Annotated in this window: 20 protein-coding genes; 15 read left to right on the forward strand and 5 right to left on the reverse strand. The window is 66.1% G+C overall.

What is annotated here, in order from left to right:
• Positions 1 to 81 precede the first annotated feature (81 nt).
• From DN387_RS04045 to DN387_RS04060, 4 genes are all read left to right on the forward strand, one after another.
• Positions 82 to 528 (forward strand): GNAT family N-acetyltransferase, encoded by a 447-nt coding sequence (locus DN387_RS04045; RefSeq protein WP_043861403.1) that lies wholly within the window; start codon positions 82 to 84, stop codon positions 526 to 528.
• Positions 525 to 1145, forward strand: coding sequence for an FMN-dependent NADH-azoreductase (locus DN387_RS04050; RefSeq protein WP_054914630.1), 621 nt, complete (start codon positions 525 to 527; stop codon positions 1143 to 1145). Before DN387_RS04045 ends, DN387_RS04050 begins: the two co-directional genes overlap by 4 nt.
• 27 nt (positions 1146 to 1172) lie before the next feature.
• Entirely contained in the window at positions 1173 to 1604 is a 432-nt protein-coding gene (locus DN387_RS04055) for a carboxymuconolactone decarboxylase family protein (protein WP_043861401.1), read from the forward strand.
• 69 nt (positions 1605 to 1673) lie between these two features.
• Positions 1674 to 2159, forward strand: coding sequence for an ATP-binding protein (locus DN387_RS04060; RefSeq protein ID WP_054914629.1), 486 nt, complete (start codon positions 1674 to 1676; stop codon positions 2157 to 2159).
• Positions 2160 to 2176: 17 nt separating this feature from the next.
• On the opposite strand, the gene DN387_RS04065 is transcribed toward DN387_RS04060, so the two are convergent.
• Positions 2177 to 2866 carry a B3/4 domain-containing protein gene (locus tag DN387_RS04065; RefSeq protein WP_054914628.1) on the reverse strand — a complete coding sequence of 230 codons (690 nt, stop codon included), beginning with the start codon at positions 2864 to 2866 and terminating at the stop codon, positions 2177 to 2179.
• A 217-nt stretch (positions 2867 to 3083) separates the two neighbouring features.
• Between DN387_RS04065 and DN387_RS04070 the strand changes: the two genes are divergently transcribed.
• From DN387_RS04070 to DN387_RS04095, 6 genes are all read left to right on the forward strand, one after another.
• Positions 3084 to 3698, forward strand: coding sequence for a hypothetical protein (locus DN387_RS04070; protein WP_054914627.1), 615 nt, complete (start codon positions 3084 to 3086; stop codon positions 3696 to 3698).
• Positions 3691 to 4491, forward strand: a complete 801-nt coding sequence (locus DN387_RS04075; protein WP_054914626.1) for an aminoglycoside phosphotransferase family protein — start codon at positions 3691 to 3693, stop codon at positions 4489 to 4491. Before DN387_RS04070 ends, DN387_RS04075 begins: the two co-directional genes overlap by 8 nt.
• Before the next feature lie 108 nt (positions 4492 to 4599).
• The gene (locus DN387_RS04080) at positions 4600 to 5217 is read left to right on the forward strand and encodes a helix-turn-helix domain-containing protein (RefSeq protein ID WP_054914625.1); all 618 of its coding nucleotides are present in this window, start codon (positions 4600 to 4602) and stop codon (positions 5215 to 5217) included.
• Positions 5218 to 5242: 25 nt separating this feature from the next.
• The gene (locus DN387_RS04085) at positions 5243 to 6061 is read left to right on the forward strand and encodes a zinc-ribbon domain-containing protein (RefSeq protein ID WP_043861395.1); all 819 of its coding nucleotides are present in this window, start codon (positions 5243 to 5245) and stop codon (positions 6059 to 6061) included.
• Entirely contained in the window at positions 6058 to 6201 is a 144-nt protein-coding gene (locus tag DN387_RS04090; RefSeq protein ID WP_167400193.1) for a hypothetical protein, read from the forward strand. The genes DN387_RS04085 and DN387_RS04090 overlap by 4 nt, the downstream gene beginning before the upstream one ends.
• Positions 6202 to 6230: 29 nt before the next feature.
• Positions 6231 to 7451, forward strand: a complete 1221-nt coding sequence (locus DN387_RS04095; protein ID WP_177332925.1) for a hypothetical protein — start codon at positions 6231 to 6233, stop codon at positions 7449 to 7451.
• Here the strand turns inward: DN387_RS04095 and DN387_RS04100 are convergent.
• Positions 7435 to 7584, reverse strand: coding sequence for a hypothetical protein (locus tag DN387_RS04100; protein ID WP_156326195.1), 150 nt, complete (start codon positions 7582 to 7584; stop codon positions 7435 to 7437). The two genes, DN387_RS04095 and DN387_RS04100, sit on opposite strands and share 17 nt — an antisense overlap.
• A gap of 130 nt (positions 7585 to 7714) precedes the next feature.
• Entirely contained in the window at positions 7715 to 8167 is a 453-nt protein-coding gene (gene soxR / locus DN387_RS04105) for a redox-sensitive transcriptional activator SoxR (RefSeq protein ID WP_054914623.1), read from the reverse strand.
• 215 nt (positions 8168 to 8382) lie between these two features.
• Between soxR and DN387_RS04110 the strand changes: the two genes are divergently transcribed.
• The 4 genes from DN387_RS04110 to DN387_RS04125 are packed head-to-tail and all read left to right on the forward strand — an operon-like array spanning position 8383 to position 14450.
• Positions 8383 to 9420 (forward strand): efflux RND transporter periplasmic adaptor subunit, encoded by a 1038-nt coding sequence (locus DN387_RS04110; protein ID WP_276574350.1) that lies wholly within the window; start codon positions 8383 to 8385, stop codon positions 9418 to 9420.
• A complete protein-coding gene (locus DN387_RS04115; RefSeq protein ID WP_043861391.1) occupies positions 9417 to 12518 on the forward strand; it encodes a MexW/MexI family multidrug efflux RND transporter permease subunit in 3102 nt (1033 codons plus the stop codon). Before DN387_RS04110 ends, DN387_RS04115 begins: the two co-directional genes overlap by 4 nt.
• Positions 12515 to 13951, forward strand: coding sequence for an efflux transporter outer membrane subunit (locus DN387_RS04120; protein WP_236171924.1), 1437 nt, complete (start codon positions 12515 to 12517; stop codon positions 13949 to 13951). The genes DN387_RS04115 and DN387_RS04120 overlap by 4 nt, the downstream gene beginning before the upstream one ends.
• Before the next feature lie 13 nt (positions 13952 to 13964).
• Positions 13965 to 14450, forward strand: coding sequence for a DUF2165 family protein (locus DN387_RS04125; RefSeq protein WP_054914620.1), 486 nt, complete (start codon positions 13965 to 13967; stop codon positions 14448 to 14450).
• A 48-nt stretch (positions 14451 to 14498) separates the two neighbouring features.
• Here the strand turns inward: DN387_RS04125 and DN387_RS04130 are convergent, their stop codons facing one another.
• Positions 14499 to 15086 (reverse strand): TetR/AcrR family transcriptional regulator, encoded by a 588-nt coding sequence (locus DN387_RS04130; RefSeq protein WP_054914619.1) that lies wholly within the window; start codon positions 15084 to 15086, stop codon positions 14499 to 14501.
• Positions 15087 to 15223: 137 nt separating this feature from the next.
• On the opposite strand from DN387_RS04130, the gene DN387_RS04135 reads away from it, so the two are divergent.
• Complete coding sequence (locus DN387_RS04135) at positions 15224 to 16429, forward strand: MFS transporter (RefSeq protein ID WP_054914661.1); 1206 nt, start codon at positions 15224 to 15226, stop codon at positions 16427 to 16429.
• A 1-nt stretch (position 16430) separates the two neighbouring features.
• Here DN387_RS04135 and DN387_RS04140 read toward each other — a convergent pair whose 3' ends face one another.
• Positions 16431 to 16955, reverse strand: a complete 525-nt coding sequence (locus DN387_RS04140; protein WP_043861386.1) for a D-alanyl-D-alanine carboxypeptidase family protein — start codon at positions 16953 to 16955, stop codon at positions 16431 to 16433.
• Positions 16956 to 16958: the final 3 nt, after the last annotated feature.

A 16958-nucleotide genomic window follows, 5' to 3' on the forward strand; every position in this document is an offset into this window, starting at 1 on the left:
AGTCGTTTATTCATTTTTCGGCCCTGTAGCTTAAGCCATTGCTTGCTTAAAGTGGGCGCTCTTGAAAAGCGGACGACGACCATGGCCTACACCCTTCAACACCTCGAAAGCCACGCAGCCTTTGAAGCCAGCTTTGAACTGATGCGTGTACTGCGCCCGCACCTCAACGACCTGGCCGACTATGTGGCGCAGCTACAGCGTCAGTCGGCGCAGGGCTACCGCTTATTGGCGGCGTGGGAGGGTGAGCAGGTGGTGGGCCTGGCGGGCTACCGCCCGCTGGAAAACCTGTTGTACGGGCGCTTCATCTATGTCGATGACCTGGTGGTAAGCCCCGACCTGCAACGCGGCGGCCTGGGCGCGCAGTTGCTGAGCGCCGTGCGTGACGAGGCGCTGCAGCGCGGTTGCGATCACTTCGTGCTGGATACCGGCCTGCACATGCCGCTGGCCCAGCGCTTCTATTTTCGCCAGGGGTTGCTGGCCCGTGGCATGCACTTTACCCAAAGCCTTAAGCCGGGGAGCCCGCAATGAACAACGTACTGCTGCTCAACGCCAGCCCGCAGGGGGCGGTGTCCCATGCCAATCAACTGGCGCTGGAGCTGGTCGCCACCTTGCGCCGGCGCCACCCCGAGCTGCAACTGATCGAGCGTGATCTGGGCGCGAGCCCGCTGCCCCCGCTCGATACCGATTACGCCCGCGCCCTGACCACCCGCACGCCATTCGACGCACCCACTTTCGAGGTGTCCGAGGCGTTGATCCAGGAACTGGAGCGCAGCGATGTGCTGCTGATTGCAACGCCCATGCACAACTTCATGCTGCCGGCCGCGCTCAAGCTGTGGATCGACTACGTGCTGCGCATTCACCGCACCTTCAGTGCCGGCCCGCAGGGCAAGGTCGGTTTGCTGCGCGACCGCCCGGTGTACGTGCTGGTGGGCTCCGGTGGCATTCACCAGGGCGAGGCGGCGCGCCAACCGGACTTTCTCACGCCGTACCTGCGCCATGTGCTCAACACCCTCGGGCTGTTCGACCTGCACTTCACCTACCTGCAGGGCCTGGTGGGCGGCGAGGAGGCGGTGCGTAGCGCAATCGACGCCGGCCGCGCGCGTCTGGCGCTGGAGCTCTTGTTCAACCCACAGGTTTGCGCCTGATCCCCTTTACTTCACTGGAGTTTCACCATGAGCCAACTCAGACTGCCGTTCGCTTCCCTGTCGCCTGAGGCCTACCAAGGCCTGCTCGCCACCAACAACGCACTGGCCGCCAGTTCCCTGGGCCTGCCATTGATCGAACTGGTGTACCTGCGCATTTCGCAGATCAACGGCTGCGCCTTCTGCCTGGGCAAGCATTCGCAAACCCTGCGTGACAGCGAGGTGGCGCAAGCCAAGCTCGATTGCCTGGCCGGCTGGCGCATCAGTGGGCTGTTCAACGAGCGCGAGCGCGCCGCACTGGCCTGGGCCGAGACGCTGACCCACGTCAGCGAAAAGGGCGCACCCGATGCGTTGTACGAGCCCTTGAAAGCCCATTTTTCCGACGTCGAGATTTCCGACCTGACCTTGGCCGTGGCGTTGATGAATGCGTTCAACCGGCTGGCCATCGGCATGAACCTCTGAGCGCGTTCCACTGTTGTGGGGGCAAGCGCCGGCACGGCATCATGGCGGCTCATCAATCAGGACAACGCCATGGCCACCCCGACGCTTCATCTGATGTGCGGCAAGATCGCCTCCGGCAAGTCGACACTGGCCAAGGCCCTGGCAACCGAACACGCGGCGATCTTGCTGAGCGAGGATCACTGGCTCTCCAGGCTGTACCCGCAGCAGATCCACTCGGTGGCCGACTACGTGCGCCTTGCCCGCCAGGTGCGGGCGGTGATGGGGCCGCTGGTTACCGACATGCTCAGGGCGGGCACCAGCGTGGTGCTGGACTTTCCGGCCAACACGCCTGCCGATCGCCAATGGCTGCGCGCCCTGGCCGACGCCGCACAGGTGCCGCACTGCGTTCACTACATCGAGGCAAGCGATGAGACTTGCCGGGCCAGGCTGCACCTTCGCAACGGCCGCGCCGAGCATGAGTTCGCCGCGTCCGACGCCGAGTTCGATCTGATCACCAGCCACTTTCGGGTGCCCGACCCCGAGGAGGGGGTCGAGATCAGGGTTCACCGGCTCTGACCCTCGGCGCGCACAACTCAGTAGAGTTCGATCAACTGCCGGTCGATCGTGGCACCCGGCATCATCTGCAAAAGCCCGGTGCCCAGTTCGTCAGCCGCGGCTTGCAGTGCCTCCAGGGGCATTGGAGGCAGGCTTTCGAGGATGAACCACATCTGTTCTGCATCGGCGTCCAGGCGCGTTCGGGTTCCCTGGCGCCAGTTCCAGCGCCGACACGTCACACCCAGGTCGTCGCGCCAGATCACTTCACCCTTGTCGGGCGATTCGTTGGCGGCGCTGCCGTCCTTGATGGTGTCGAACAGCTCCGTACCGGTGGCAACGGTCAAACGCGGCACACCTATGTAGGCAGCGAAATTCTCGCCGCCGACCGGCACGGCGAACCTGAGGCTGATGGCGTTGTACAGGTCGACAATGGGGTCGATGCTCGGCAGCACGGCGTCGCGCAGCACGCGCTTGCGCAGTGCCTCGGCCGAGCACGGCGTGCGCTGCGGCTTGGCGCCGAACAGCCGGAAGGTGTGTGCCCATGCCGCAAGGTGCGCCTCTGCCCAGTCCGGGGCGCCGGCCGTGACCGCCTCACAGGCCTGCGTCAGGGCCTTGGTCGCCACCTCGGGCCGGGTGATCGGCGTGGCTTTGACGCAGATGCTCATGGCACGGAACCCAGGTGCTATCTCTGCAATCTGCGGGTCAAGAACAGGCACGACAAACGACATGTATTTCTCCAGAAGGCAGGGGGAGCAGAACAGGTGCGCATTCTTGAACGGTGAGCCTTATCAGATCCAATGATTAGGCCTCATGCCTTATCAGTTCTTCTTATCCTGCAGATGGGGTGGTGCACGCACCTGTGTATTGCACACGCTCGGCGGCTTGTATGATGTCGGCCGGTTTTGGGCTTTGCAGCAAGCCCTGTTCAACGGAGTGGCAGTTGCAATGATTGTGGTAGTCGAAGGTATCAGCGCCAGTGGCAAGACCACCTGGTGCACAAGTCACGCCGAGCAACAGTTGATTGCCGAAAACGGGCGTTTTGAGAACGAGCCCGATCGCGCGGCAGATCCGTTCGGGGCGGCTGCGTTCTGGGCCGAACGCAACGTCGATCGCTGGCAGGCGGCGCTGGCCATGGAGCAGCGCCGTTCGCGGGCCGTATGCGACAGCGACCCGCTCAAGCTGCATTACATCTGGAGCCTGTGGCAGATCGGCGAGGCCAGTGAGCGCGACTGGCAGGTGGAACTGGACGCCACCCGCCAGACCTTCGCGCAAGGGCGCATCGGCTTTGCCGACGCCTACCTGGTTGCGCGCATCGACCCGCAGCTGGCACGGGAGCGGGCCCGGGCCGACAGCACGCGTCGGCGCAGCAGGTTCGAGCTGCACGTGCGCCTGCAGGAAGCAGTACTGAACTGGTACGGCGCCATCGAGCAGGTACTGCCCGGCAGGGTGCAATTCGGTTTGCCCGCGCAGTTGCCCACGTTGCAGCGCCTGGAAGGGCGCTATGCGCTGGAGGCCTTTGAGCAGATGATCGCCTCGCTACCCAGGCCACGGCATGTTTGACGACTATCTCAAGCGCTGGCAACTGACTGTCGATGGCGAGCCGTTCGACTCGCTGAACGGCACCCTGCTGCCGGTGCGCCAGCAGGGCAGGCCAGCCATGCTGAAGATTTCGCACGTTGCCGAAGAACAGGCGGGCAGCCTGCTCATGGCGTGGTGGCAGGGCGAGGGGGCAGCGCCGGTACTGGCTCACGACGGCCAAGCCCTTCTTATGGTGCGCGCGCAAGGTACGGATGCACTGACGCAGATGGTCAAGGACGGGCACGACGAGCAGGCCACGCGCATTCTTTGCGCGGTTGCCGCCCGCCTGCACGCACCGCGCGCCACGCCCATGCCCGCCCTGGTGCCACTGGAGCAGTGGTTCGAGGGGTTGTGGCACGGGGCCGACAGGCACGGCGGTCTTCTGCAGCACTGCGCCAGCACCGCCCGCGAACTGCTGGCTGCGCCGCGCGATGTGGGGGTACTGCATGGCGACATCCACCACGGCAACGTGCTCGATTTCGGCGCAGCCGGCTGGCTCGCCATCGACCCCAAGGGGCTGTATGGCGAGCGGGGCTTCGATTACGCGAACATTTTCTGCAATCCCGATGGTGAGCAGGCGCTGGTACCGGGGCGCTTCGCGCACCGGGTCGAGATCGTCGCCAAGGCCAGCGGCATGGAACGTCGCCGGTTGTTGCAGTGGGTACTTGCGTGGACGGGCCTGTCGGTCAGCTGGCTGCTCGAAGACCATCAACCGCCGGGCGGCACCCTTGAGGTGGCGAAACTGGCCGCAGCGGGGCTTGGTTATATGGAGTGACTGCGCTCCATTCGGGTCGATTGATGGAGCGCTGTCGCTCCGTTTGCGGTTGATATGGCACATTGCCATGGATAGTCTTGCCGTCATCGCCACACGCAAGAGGCCCCCATGAACAGTCCTGTCTCCGTACCACCGAAAAGTTTGGGAGCGCACTTCAGTGACAACCTCAGCGCGATACTTGCCATCGGTGGCAAGCAGCGCGAGGACGGCCGGCCAGGCCCTGTCACTGCCGCCTGTATTCAACGCGAAACCGGCATCGCTCGCAGCACGCTGAGGGCATTGAAGTCACCCCGCGAACAGCTCGACCCCAACCCGGACCTGCACACGCTCAGCCGCATTGCCGATGCACTGGGGGTACCCCCTGCGTTCCTGCTGATGCGCCCGCAAGACTGGCTGGCGCTGGGGCAGGCGGTGGGTGGCAGCCGCGATTACCTGGCAGCAGCAGTCAAGCTGCAGAGCGAAGGCAAGCTCGAGCAGGGCAACCCGGTCGAGAAGGTGCTGCGAGAATGCAAGGTGCATCCCGACGTGCGTCCCATCGGCGTGGGTGCGTCGCCCGAAGTCAGCCGTGTCAATGCCCGTGACGAATGGCGCCGGCGCAGTTGCCTGAAACTGGACGCACTGATGCTGCGCCAGGTGCGCTCCGACCAGCCCCGGGCCTGGCTGACAGCCATTGCGGGGGCCTTCGTCAGCCGCAGCACCCCGCATGCCCCGACCATCATCGACTGACCCCTGGTCATCAAAGGAACCCCCCATGTCAATGATTCAAGATGCCGACCTGGCAGACGTAATGATGAGCGCGAGCAGCGACGATATCGGGCTGCTCATCGATGTGATCACCGACAGCGGCAAGGGACGCATCTCGTTGTCGTCCTCGGTCTGCCGCCAGTTGAGCGCTGCCAAGGAGCGTGAGATCACCGACCTTGATCGCGGCCTGGTGGTCGAGGAACTCACGCGCTTTGGCGGCAACTCGCTGATGAACGTGTTTCGCGGTGGCAGCGGCGTGCCCTACAAGGAACTGCTCACCGACGTGGCTTCTCACGTCGGGGTTGCCAAGAGCGGCCTCGGAGACTGCGCCAGTATGGAGATGGCGATCATCGCCAAGGTGGTCGAGCAGTCGGTGGGGCGCATGAGCGAAGACGACAAGAAGACCTTCTTCGAATCGGTCGGGGCGGGTTACCGGCCGGGCATGGGGCCCACTGCACTGGCAAGCTTGATCGCCAGCCTCAGCGCCTCCGGGCTGACCTCCTACCGCCTGGCCGCGGTAGTGGCCAGCGCGACCATGAGCAGCCTGGTGGGACGTGGCGTGATGCTGGCAGGTAGTGCGGGCCTGGGCAGGGGGCTGGCCGTGCTCGCAGGCCCGGTCGGCTGGGCCATCACGGGTCTGTGGACCGCGTTCGACCTGGCCAGCCCGGCCTACCGGGTAACTGTGCCCTGCGTTATCCAGATCGGCCATATGCGCCAGAAAATGCTGGTTGCCAAGATGTGCCCCGCCTGCGGTACAGCGGTTGAGGCATCGAGCCGGTTCTGCGGCCACTGCGGCGTACGCCTGGGTGAAAGGGGGCTGGCATGAACACCACGATCTCGCCGCTCGAATTTCTGCTGACCAATGCCATCTGCGTTGCTGCCGGTGCCGTTACCGTACTGGCATTGCAATGGGCGGGCAGGGCGGCCTACCGCAGCGGGCAGCGCAATGCGCAAGACCCCGTGTAACCCTGGCCTGTCGATTACAAGGAACGATCATGTATAGGAATGAACACGCGGCCCGGGTGGTCGCCCTGACCCAGAAGACCGCATCGATCAACCTGGATATCCAGAAGTTGACCCTCGACATGCAGTGGTACGACGCATTCGACTGCGAGCACGCCAGCGCTCAACTGGCCCAGCGCAACCGCATCACCCTGGATATCAAGCAACGGCTCAATCAGCTCAGCGCCACCCTGCAGAGCACCAACCAGAGCAAGCAGGCCTGCCAGGGCGTGGCCGGTGGCTGGCTGTCGGGCCTGTGGCGCTCCACCGAGCAGAAGGTGGCGCAGCACCAGGCCAGTGAACTGGACAAGCGCCTTGCGATGCTTGAGCTGTCGCGCAAGGAGGCCCAGGCCGAGCTGGCCAGCCATGAGCCCGAAGAGCGCCGGCTGGCGGCGAACTTGCGCCGGTATCGCCAGTTCAATCCGCTGGAAGCAACGGCCACCATCACCGGCTTGAACGAGGAACTGGCGCACCTGTACCAGTTGATCGAGCATACCCGCAGTGCCAGCGAAAAATGGGAAGCCATGGCCGGCGACGTGTCGCGCCAATGGGAACGCCAGCAGCGCCAACTGCAGCAGATCGACAACGACATCGCCAAGGCGCAAGGGTTTGAATGGGCGCTCTCGAATGCGTCGAGCGGCAGGGAAAAAGCGCTCATACATCAAGAATGCGAGAGCTTCTTCGAAAACAGCAAGCCGGGCATGGTACTGAGCGGGTTGAATGCCAAGCGGCGCAAGCTCGAGCGGGATATCGAGAAAATCCAGGAACGCCTGCGCGACATCACACGGCTGATGGAAAACCACATCGAAACGCTCATCCTCGATGGCAACAACCTGTGCTACCTGCCTTCGGAGAACGGCAAGGGCACCTTCATCGGGCTTGGCGCACTGATTGCCTTGGTGCCGGTCCTGTGCCAGGGGTACAAGGTGACGGTGATCTTCGACCCGGGCATCTATGCACGGGTGTCGAGCAACCATGCCGGGCTTCAGGCGCTGTTCCCCGGGGCCAAGGTGGTGGTGATGCCCCGGGATGTGAAAGCGGACGAGGCCCTGCTGGCCGCTGCCGAGTTCGACCAGGCCGCCTACATCGTCAGCAATGACCGGTTCGCCGACTACGCGGAAAAATCCGCGGTCAAGGAGCGACGCGTGTTGACCCACCTGATCCACCCGCATTCGGTACAGATCCAGCAGTTGCAGATCAACGTGCCTTACTGACCTGGCTGGGCTCAAGCGGTAGCTCAACCACATGCGTGCAGGTGGGCTGCTGCTGGCCGACGATCGTGCGCGATGCATCAGCCAGATCGCGTTCGCAGGTTTTGCTGGCGCTGCGCGCCAGTTCGCGGGGCAAGGCCCGCTCCTACGCCCTTCGGGCAGAAGCCCCAGCGCTGTAGGAGCCAGCATTGCTGGCGAACGAGCGCGAAGCGGTCGCAGAACCTGCGTGCACGGTGCATCAGCCAGACCACCCGCAACCCTCGCGCCTAACCCTCGGCAGCCCCTTCCAGAATCCTCGGCCCCGGTCCATCCTGCCCCAGCGCATCCCCCGGGTTGCGCAACGGGCAATCATCCAGCGACAGGCAGCCACAACCGATGCAGTTGTCCAGGCTATCCCTCAATGCCTCCAGCGTCCGGATGCGCGCATTCAGGTTCTCGCGCCAGGCCGATGACATCTCACCCCACTGCGCCGCCGTCAATTTGCTGTTGGGCGGGTAGCGGCTCATCGCATGCTTGATCTCTTCCAGCGGAATCCCGGTGCGCTGCGCCACCTTGATGATCGCGATGCTGCGCAGCACCAACGCCGGAAATCGCCGCTGGTTGCCGGCATTGCGCGTGCTGGCGATCAACCCCTTGGACTCGTAGAAGTGCAAGGTGGAAATCGGCACGCCACTGCGTCTGGCCACCTCGCCGATGGTGAGCGAGCGCGCACCATCCATCGTCTTTTCTGCCGCCACGTGTGTTGACCTCAAGTTAAGTTGAGGTTTTATAGTCCGGCCCGATCTTTCCTGCAACCGCTTTGCCGTGCCGATGCCAGCCGTCGGCACGGGATGCGCTGTGCAGCGAACACACCACACCGATGAGCGGAGCAAAGATGGGCAAGAGGATGCTGTTGGGAGGGGGCGCCGCTGTTGTGTGCGTGCTGGCCGTCGTCATGCTGCTGACCAGAAAGGACTCGACGGCGCACGCCACTGCGGCGTGGCCGGTGACCAAGGTCGCGCTGGCCACCGTCACCTCGCGTGAGGCGCCCCGCCAGACCTTCGCCGCCGGCGAGCTGGAAGCCGCCCACCAGGTGCAGGTGGCCGCGGAAACCACCGGGCGCATCACGCGCATCGCCTTCGAGTCGGGGCAAAGGGTCAAGGCCGGGCAACTGCTGGTGCAGCTCAACGATGCCCCCGAGCAGGCCGACCGGGTGCGCCTGAGCGCACAGCTGCGCAATGCCCGCACCCTGCATCAGCGCATCGGCAAGCTGCGCACCGCCAATGTCACTACCCAGGAGCAACTCGACAACGCCACCGCCGCCGTGCAGATGGCCGAGGGCGAACTGCAGCAGGTCGATGCACGGATTGCGCAGAAGGCGATCCGGGCCCCCTTTGCCGGCAAGCTGGGCATCCGCCGCGTGCATCAAGGCCAGTACCTGAATGACGGTGACGCCGTGGCCAGCCTGGTGGACGCCACGCAACTGCGGGTGAACTTCTCGCTGGCCGAGCATGCCGCCCCGGGCTTGCAGGTGGGGCAGACCGCCGCCCTGGCGGTGGATGCACTGCCGCAAAAGACCTTTGCGGCGCGCATCAACGCCATCGACCCGATGGTGGGCAAGGCGCGCGCAGTATGGGTGCAGGCCACCCTGGCCAACCCGGACGGGCAGTTGCAGGCCGGCATGTACGCCAGCGTGCAGCTCGCGGCGGCGCAGCCGACCCGGGTGATGGCCGTGCCGGAAACCGCCATCACCTACACCGCCTACGGCCAGACCGTGTTCATTGCCAACCACGACCCGGAACGCGGCCTGAGCGTGCACCGCGTGCAGGTGACCACCGGCGAGCGCTGGAAGGGCCAGGTGGAAGTCACCTCCGGGCTCAAGGCGGGCGACCGCGTGGTGGTCTCGGGCCAGCTCAAGCTCAGTGACGGCATGCGGGTGGAGCAGGTGGCCAATGACACGCTGCACAACGCCGACGGGGGCGACGCCTCATGAGGTTCACCGACAGTTTTGTGCGTCGCCCGGTGCTGGCCCTGGTGGTCAGCAGCCTGATCGTGCTGGCCGGCCTGTTCGCCCTGGGCAAGCTGCCCATCCGCCAGTATCCGTTGCTGGAAACCGCCACCATTACCGTCAGCACCGAATACCCGGGTGCATCGGCCGAACTGATGCAGGGCTTCGTGACCCAGCCGATCACCCAGGCGGTGTCGTCGGTGGAAGGCATCGACTACCTGTCTTCGTCGTCGGTGCAGGGCCGCAGCTTGGTGACCCTGCGCATGGAGCTGAACCGCGACTCGACCCAGGCGCTGAGCGAGACCATGGCCAAGGTCAACCAGGTGCGCTACCGCCTGCCGGACAAGGCCTACGACCCGGTGGTGGAGCTGTCGGCCGGGGATTCCACCGCCGTGGCCTATGTGGGCTTTGCCAGCGACACGCTGTCGATTCCCGAACTCAGCGACTACCTGTCGCGGGTGGTCGAGCCGCAGCTTTCCGGCATCGACGGCGTGGCCAAGATCCAGACCTTCGGTGGCCAGACCCTGGCCATGCGCCTGTGGCTGGACAGCGAACGCATGGCCGGGCGCGGCGTGACCGCCGCCGAGGTGGCCGATGCCGTGCGCAGCAACAACTACCAGGCCACGCCCGGGCAGGTACGCGGCCAGTTCGTGCTGGCCGACATACGCATCGATACCGACCTGACCAGTGTCGAGGCCTTTCGCGACCTGGTGATTCGCAATGACGGCACGGCGCTGGTGCGCCTGCGCGATGTGGGCACGGTCGAACTGGGCGCCGCGGCCACCCAGACCAGCGCCACCATGGATGGCCGCCCGGCGGTGCACCTGGGCCTGTTCCCGACGCCTGCGGGCAACCCACTGGTGATCGTCGACGGCATTCGCAAGCTGCTGCCGCAGATCCAGCAGACCCTGCCGCCAGGGGTCAACGTGGCGCTGGCCTACGAGACTGCACGCTTTATCGAGGCCTCGATCCAGGAAGTGCTGCACACGCTGGTCGAGGCGATCGTGATCGTGGTGCTGGTGATCTGGCTGTGCCTGGGCTCGTTGCGCAGCGTGGCCATCCCGGTGCTGGCGATCCCGCTGTCGATGCTCGGCGCGGCCGGGCTGATGCTGGCGTTCGGCTTCAGCCTCAACCTGCTGACCCTGCTGGCGATGGTGCTGGCCATCGGGCTGGTGGTGGACGACGCGATCGTGGTGGTGGAGAACGTGCACCGCCATATCGAGGAGGGCCAGACGCCGGTGGCCGCCGCGCTGGTCGGTGCCCGCGAGATCGCCGGGCCGGTGATCGCCATGACCCTCACGCTGGCCGCCGTGTATGCCCCCATCGGCCTGATCGGCGGGCTCACCGGCACGCTGTTTCGCGAGTTCGCCCTGACCCTGGCCGGGGCGGTGATCGTCTCGGGGGTGGTGGCCCTGACCCTGTCGCCGGTGATGAGCTCGCTGCTGCTCAAGCCCGGCCAGCAGGAGGGGCGCATGGCCAGGCTTGCCGAGAAGGTGTTCGGCGGGCTGGCCAGCGCCTACGGGCGGGCACTGGCGCACTCGCTGTCGCGTCGCTGGGTCAGCGGCGGCGTCGCCTTGCTGGTGTGCCTGAGCCTGCCGTGGCTGTACCTGCAGCCGCAACGCGAGCTGGCGCCACCCGAGGACCAGGCCGCCGTGCTCACCGCCATCAAGTCGCCGCAGTACGCCAGCCTCGACTATGCCGAGCGCTTCGCCAGCAAGCTCGACCAGGTGATGCACAGCCTGCCGGAAACCACCGACACCTGGATCATCAACGGCACCGACGGGCCGGCCAGCAGCTTCGGCGGCATCAACCTCAGCCTGTGGCAGGCCCGCGAGCGCTCGGCCGATCAGGTCCAGGCCGACCTGCAGCAGGCCGTGAGCGAAGTGGAGGGCAGCAGCATCTTTGCCTTCCAGGTGGCCTCGCTGCCAGGCTCCAGCGGTGGCCTGCCGGTGCAGATGGTGCTGCGCAGCGCGCAGGACTACCCGGTGCTGTACCAGACCATGGAAACCCTCAAGCAGCGTGCCCGCGACAGCGGCCTGTTCGCGGTGGTGGACAGCGACCTGGACTACAACAACCCGGTGGTCAAGGTGACGGTCGACCGCGCCAAGGCCGCCAGCCTGGGCATCGGCATGCAGGCCCTCGGCGACTCCCTGGCCGTGCTGGTGGGCGAGCAGTACATCAACCGCTTCGCGCTGTATGGCCGCTCGTATGACGTGATCCCGCAGAGCACCCAGGATCAGCGCCTGACGCCCCAGGCGCTAGAGCGCCAGTATGTGCGCAGCGAAGCGGGGCAACTGGTGCCGTTGTCTGCCGTGGTGCGGCTGCAGATGACGGTCGAGCCCAACCGGCTGCTGCAGTTCGACCAGCAGAATGCGAGCACGCTGCAGGCCATCCCGGCACCGGGGGTTTCCCAGGGGCAGGCGGTGGCGTTTCTGCAGCAACTGGCCAGCGAACTGCCGCCGGAGTTCAGCCATGACTGGCAGTCCGAGTCGCGCCAGTACGTGCAGGAAGGCAATGCGCTGGTGCTGGCGTTTCTCGCCGCGATGGTGGTCATCTACCTGGTGCTCGCGGCCCAGTACGAAAGCCTGGTGGACCCGCTGATCATCCTGGTCACCGTGCCGCTGTCGATCTGCGGCGCACTGTTGCCGCTCGCACTGGGCTGGGCCACCCTCAACATCTACACGCAGATCGGGCTGGTGACCCTGATCGGGCTGATCAGCAAGCACGGCATTCTGATGGTCGAGTTCGCCAACGAGATCCAGCTGCGCGAGAACCTCGACCGTGCCGGGGCGATCATCCGCGCCGCGCAGATTCGCCTGCGCCCGGTACTGATGACCACCGCCGCGATGACCTTCGGCGTCATGCCGCTGCTGTTCGCCAGCGGCGCCGGTGCCAACAGCCGTTTCGGCCTGGGTGTGGTCATTGTCTGCGGCATGTTGATAGGCACGCTGTTCACCTTGTTCGTGCTGCCCACGGTGTATGCCTGGCTGGCCCGTGATCATCGCGTGCACAGCCCGCGCAAGCAGCAACTGGAGGAGGCCGAGCAGGGCCTTGCGCTTGGGCACAGGGAGGCAAGGCCATGAAGGTGTTCAGCCGTTATCCGCTGTTGCTGGGCGCCGTGGCGTTGCAGGGTGCCTGCAGCGTCGGGCCGCAGTATCACGCCCCCGAGGTGGCGCCCATTCATGTGGTCAGCCCGCAGGCGCAGGCCTTCGCTGCGACGCCGGTGCAGCCGACGTCAGCCTGGTGGACCTTTTTCGACGACCCGCAGCTGGAACGCCTGATCGCAACCGCCCTGGCCCACAACCACGCCATCGAGCAGGCGCATGCCAGCCTGCTGCTGGCCCGTGCCCATGTGGATGAACAGGCGCTGGAGCGCCTGCCGACGGTGACCAGCAGCGCGAGCTACCAGCGCAGCCTGGCGCAGCAGGCCAGGCAGGGGCAGCCGCCGGCCCGCAGCCTGTCCGAATCGTGGCGGGCGGGGCTGGACCTGCAGTGGGAGCTTGACCTGTTCGGCCGCCTCGATCACCTGGAGCGCGCCGCCCAATCCCGTGCGCAGGCCTCCGCGGCCGACCTGGAACAGGTGCAGTTGAGCATCGCGGCCCAGGTGGCCCAGGCCTACTTCGAGGCCCAGGGGCTACGCCAGCAAGGGCTGCTGGCCGAAGAGGCGGTGCGCAGCTGGCAGGAGACCGTGCAGTTGACCCAGGCGCAGTTGCACGCCGGCGCCGGCCTGCCCGAAGCGCTGGAGAGCGCGCAGAGCAACCTGCTGCTGGCGCAATCGACTGTGGCGCCACTGCGCAGCCAGTTGCAGCGGCGCCTGTACCGGCTGCAGGTGCTCACAGGCCAGCGCCCCGGCAGCTTCGCCATCGCGCTGGGTGACGTGCCGCCGATGCCATTGGCGCGCCAGCTGCCACTGGGGGATGTGGATCAGCTGATCCGCAACCGGCCCGATGTGGTCCAGGCCGAACGGCTGCTGGCTGCCCGTGTGCAGGATGTGGGCGCTGCCACTGCCGACCTGTACCCACGTTTGAACCTGGGTGGGTTCATCGGCTTCTTTGCCTTGCGTGACGGCGACCTGGGCAGTGCGGCGCGGGCGTTCGAGCTGACGCCCGGCCTGACCTGGCCAGCGTTCAACCTGGGCTCGGTGCGGGCGCGCCTGCGCGGTACCCAGGCGCTGGCCCAGGGCGAGGCGGCGCACTTCGATCAGGTGCTGCTGGTGGCGGTGGAAGAGGTGGAGGGCGCAGTCACGCAGTTGGCCGAGCACCAGCGCCACCTGCTCGGCCTGGTGCAGGCGGCGCGGCATGGCGAGGCGGCGTTCGCCATCGCCCAGCAGCGCTATGGCGCAGGTTCGGGCAGCTACCTGGCGGTCAAGGACAGCCAGCGCGACCTGTTGCGTCTGCGCCAGGACATCGCGCGGGCACAGGCCGCCTCCTATGGCAACGCCGTGGACCTGTACAAGGCCCTGGCCTGGCGCGCGCCTACCGGCAGGACGCTTAGCGCAAACACCCTGAACAACTGATGAGGACCGCTTCGTGGATACTGCAACTTCACTGCTGATGTTTCAGATGGTACTGGCCGCAGGGTTCACCCTGTGGTTGAGCATCGCCCTGGTCAACAACCTGCAGGCCTTTGCCAGTTCGGCGGCGGCCGTCGGGGGCACGCTGTCGATGGCGCCCCTGCGCCAGGCACCGGCGATCGACCTGCCCCTGTGCTCGCGGGCCATCCACTCGCCCGCTGTGCACAGGGCGGCATTGATGGTCGTCGTGCTGCTGCAGGCGGGGGCGGTGCTGGCCGCCTGGGCGGGCTGCTACCACCTGCTGCTGGGCAGCGGCCTGGACGCAGCCCGGCCCTGGTTGAACCTGGCGCTTAGCGCAGCCCTGGGCTTTCTTTTCGCCATGCTGCTCGGGGGGCTGTGGTTCGGCTACTGGATACGCCAGGAGGGCCTGCAGCTCACTCACCTGGCGCTGGTGGTGTGGGTGGTGCTGAACTTCATGGTGTTCAACCTGCAGTGGGCCTAGTGCGCCGCTGTCACCCCAATCGGGCCACCCTCGCGTGGCCTTGATGCCCTATGGTTTGGCCAGCAGCCCGCGCAGCAGCAGTTCCAGTGCGCCGGTGCTGCGCGCCAGTCGCGCATCGCCGTCATCACCCTGGGCGATCCACACCGCAGCCTCGGCCAGGCTGCCGTAGACCAGCGAGGCCAGGGCCTGCGGGTCGGCCTCGGCCACCACGCCTTGTTCGATCAACCGTTCCAGCAGTGCCTGGATCGACGCGATGCAATGGCGTTGCGCGTCCGTCGAGGTGCCCCCCAGCACGGCTGGGGCATCGCGCAGCACGATGCGCTGGTAATCCGGCTCCAGCGCCATTTCCAGATACGCCCGGCACCGCTGGCGAAAGCCTTCCCAGGGCGTCTGGGCAGTGTCGGAGAGCGCCTGCAGGCGTGCATCCATCTCGGCGTCGATCGACGCCACCACGGCCGCCAGCAGCCCCTGCTTGTCGCCGAAGTGGTGATACAACGCGCCGCGGGTCAGCCCGGCCTGGGCGGTCAGGTCATCCATCGAGGTATCGGCATAGCCGCGTTCGCTGAACACGCTGCGGGCGGTGGCGAGCAAGGTGGCGCGGGTTTCTTCCATTTCGGCACGGGTGCGGCGAGCCATGGGCATGTCTCCTTACATACGGTGCGTATGATTATTTACATTCGGTGCGTATGAATATACGCTTTTTATACATACATGCCGTATGTAACTTGTCGCGCCGCCGTGTCAGCGGCCAATTCACCGCCCTGGAGCATCAGATGGCCAACCCTTATCGAGACCTTTTTGCCGCGCCGGGTGCCCTGGGCTTTGCCCTGGCCGGGCTGCTGGCGCGTACCGCACTGCCGATGACAGGCATCGGCATCATCACCTTGCTGTCGCAATTGCGTGGCAGCTATGCACTGGCCGGGGCAGTGGCGGCGGTCTTCGTGCTGAGCTATGCGCTGTTGTCGCCACAGGTATCGCGCCTGGTGGATCGCCTCGGGCAACGCCGCGTATTGCCTGCGGCCACCGCCATCAGCCTCCTTGGGCTGCTGCTGGTGCTGGCCAGCACCTGGCAACGGGCTGGCGACTGGGCGCTGTTCATCGGGGCGGTGCTGGCAGGGTGCATGCCGAGCGTGTCGGCGATGGTGCGTGCGCGCTGGACGGCCCTGTACCGTGGCCAGCCGCAGCTGCAAGCGGCGTATTCGCTGGAGACGGTGTTCGATGAGGTCAGCTTCATTGCCGGGCCGCCGCTGTCGGTGGGCCTGGCGGTGGTGGTACTGCCCCAGGCGGGCCTGCTTGCGGCCGCACTGTTGCTGGTGCTGGGTGTGTTCGCACTGGTCATCCAGCGCAGTACCGAGCCGCCGATCCAGCCCCGGGAAGCTGCCGGGGATCGTTCGGGCTCGGTGATCCGCCTGGCCAACGTGCGCCTGCTGACCCTGCTGATGGTGGCGATGGGCATGATCGTCGGCACCGTGGATATCGTCAGCGTGGCCTTTGCCGAGCAACGCGGCCAGCCGGCGGCGGCCAGCCTGGTGCTGTCGGCCTATGCCGTGGGGTCGTGCGTTGCGGGGCTGCTGTTCGGTGCGCTCAAGCTGCAGGTGCCCTTGCCGCGCCTGCTGTTGCTGGGTGGGCTGGCAACCGCTGCCACGACCCTGCCGCTGTTGCTGGTCGCCAGCCTGCCGGGCCTGGGTGTGGCGGTGCTGGTGGCGGGGCTGTTCTTTGCGCCGACCTTGATCGTGGCCATGACCCTGGTCGAGCGGCTGGTGCCCGAACACCGTCTGACCGAGGGCATGACCTGGCTGCTGGCCGGCTTGAACATCGGTGTGGCCGTGGGGGCGGCGGTATCGGGGCAGGTGGTGGATGGCAGCGGTGCCCGGGCCGGCTTCGGTGTGGCGCTGGTGGCCGGTGCCCTGGTGCTGCTGGTAGCTGTGTGGGCCCACCGGCGCCTGGTTGCGCGGGCGGCGGCGTCTCAGCCCGCCTGAATCAGCTGGCTACATGGCGCCAGTGCCAGGGCTCATACACGTAGCCTGCGCCATTGTCGGGCGGGTACGACAGCTCGAAGCCATAGGTCGCTGCGTTGCGGGTCAACCATCTGAATGCCGGTGTCGCTTCGAATTCGGGCTCCAGGTCGGTGCAGCCGGGGGTGCCTATGTCGACGGCACGCCCGGTGTGATGCTCGCTGAAGAACGGCGGGGCCGAGACCGCAAGGATCTGCTCGATGCTCTGCCCCTTGTCCAGCTTGCGCTGGATGATGCTCTTCTGCCGTTCGACGCTTCTGAAGGCCGACACCAGGTAAAGCGCCACGCCCTCGGCACCGGCAGCCGCTTTCAACTGGCGCCAGGCCTGAGCGGCCACGGCGATCAGTTCGTGCTTTCGGTTGTCCTGGCCGGTCTCGGCCCACTGCAGCAGGCTGGCTTCGACGAACTCCTGCAGATGGCGCTCGATCACCGCGTTCAACGGTATGCCGAGCTGTTCGAGCATCTGCAATGCGGCGGGGGAGTAGGGCATGGG

Source organism: Pseudomonas sp. FBF18, from assembly GCF_024261405.1.
Classification (GTDB): Bacteria; Pseudomonadota; Gammaproteobacteria; order Pseudomonadales; family Pseudomonadaceae; genus Aquipseudomonas; species Aquipseudomonas palmensis.

What these genes read in the sequence shown, in the direction of transcription:
- DN387_RS04085 (WP_043861395.1), top strand. Translation starts at nt 5,243, where the DNA reads ATGTCAATGATTCAAGATGCCGACCTGGCAGACGTAATGATGAGCGCG.
- soxR (WP_054914623.1), bottom strand. Translation starts at nt 8,167, where the DNA reads ATGGATGGTGCGCGCTCGCTCACCATCGGCGAGGTGGCCAGACGCAGT.
- DN387_RS04080 (WP_054914625.1), top strand. Translation starts at nt 4,600, where the DNA reads ATGAACAGTCCTGTCTCCGTACCACCGAAAAGTTTGGGAGCGCACTTC.
- DN387_RS04115 (WP_043861391.1), top strand. Translation starts at nt 9,417, where the DNA reads ATGAGGTTCACCGACAGTTTTGTGCGTCGCCCGGTGCTGGCCCTGGTG.
- DN387_RS04065 (WP_054914628.1), bottom strand. Translation starts at nt 2,866, where the DNA reads ATGTCGTTTGTCGTGCCTGTTCTTGACCCGCAGATTGCAGAGATAGCA.
- DN387_RS04095 (WP_177332925.1), top strand. Translation starts at nt 6,231, where the DNA reads ATGTATAGGAATGAACACGCGGCCCGGGTGGTCGCCCTGACCCAGAAG.
- DN387_RS04135 (WP_054914661.1), top strand. Translation starts at nt 15,224, where the DNA reads ATGGCCAACCCTTATCGAGACCTTTTTGCCGCGCCGGGTGCCCTGGGC.
- DN387_RS04070 (WP_054914627.1), top strand. Translation starts at nt 3,084, where the DNA reads ATGATTGTGGTAGTCGAAGGTATCAGCGCCAGTGGCAAGACCACCTGG.
- DN387_RS04075 (WP_054914626.1), top strand. Translation starts at nt 3,691, where the DNA reads ATGTTTGACGACTATCTCAAGCGCTGGCAACTGACTGTCGATGGCGAG.
- DN387_RS04090 (WP_167400193.1), top strand. Translation starts at nt 6,058, where the DNA reads ATGAACACCACGATCTCGCCGCTCGAATTTCTGCTGACCAATGCCATC.
- DN387_RS04060 (WP_054914629.1), top strand. Translation starts at nt 1,674, where the DNA reads ATGGCCACCCCGACGCTTCATCTGATGTGCGGCAAGATCGCCTCCGGC.
- DN387_RS04130 (WP_054914619.1), bottom strand. Translation starts at nt 15,086, where the DNA reads ATGGCTCGCCGCACCCGTGCCGAAATGGAAGAAACCCGCGCCACCTTG.
- DN387_RS04140 (WP_043861386.1), bottom strand. Translation starts at nt 16,955, where the DNA reads ATGCCCTACTCCCCCGCCGCATTGCAGATGCTCGAACAGCTCGGCATA.
- DN387_RS04050 (WP_054914630.1), top strand. Translation starts at nt 525, where the DNA reads ATGAACAACGTACTGCTGCTCAACGCCAGCCCGCAGGGGGCGGTGTCC.
- DN387_RS04055 (WP_043861401.1), top strand. Translation starts at nt 1,173, where the DNA reads ATGAGCCAACTCAGACTGCCGTTCGCTTCCCTGTCGCCTGAGGCCTAC.
- DN387_RS04045 (WP_043861403.1), top strand. Translation starts at nt 82, where the DNA reads ATGGCCTACACCCTTCAACACCTCGAAAGCCACGCAGCCTTTGAAGCC.
- DN387_RS04120 (WP_236171924.1), top strand. Translation starts at nt 12,515, where the DNA reads ATGAAGGTGTTCAGCCGTTATCCGCTGTTGCTGGGCGCCGTGGCGTTG.
- DN387_RS04110 (WP_276574350.1), top strand. Translation starts at nt 8,383, where the DNA reads ATGCTGCTGACCAGAAAGGACTCGACGGCGCACGCCACTGCGGCGTGG.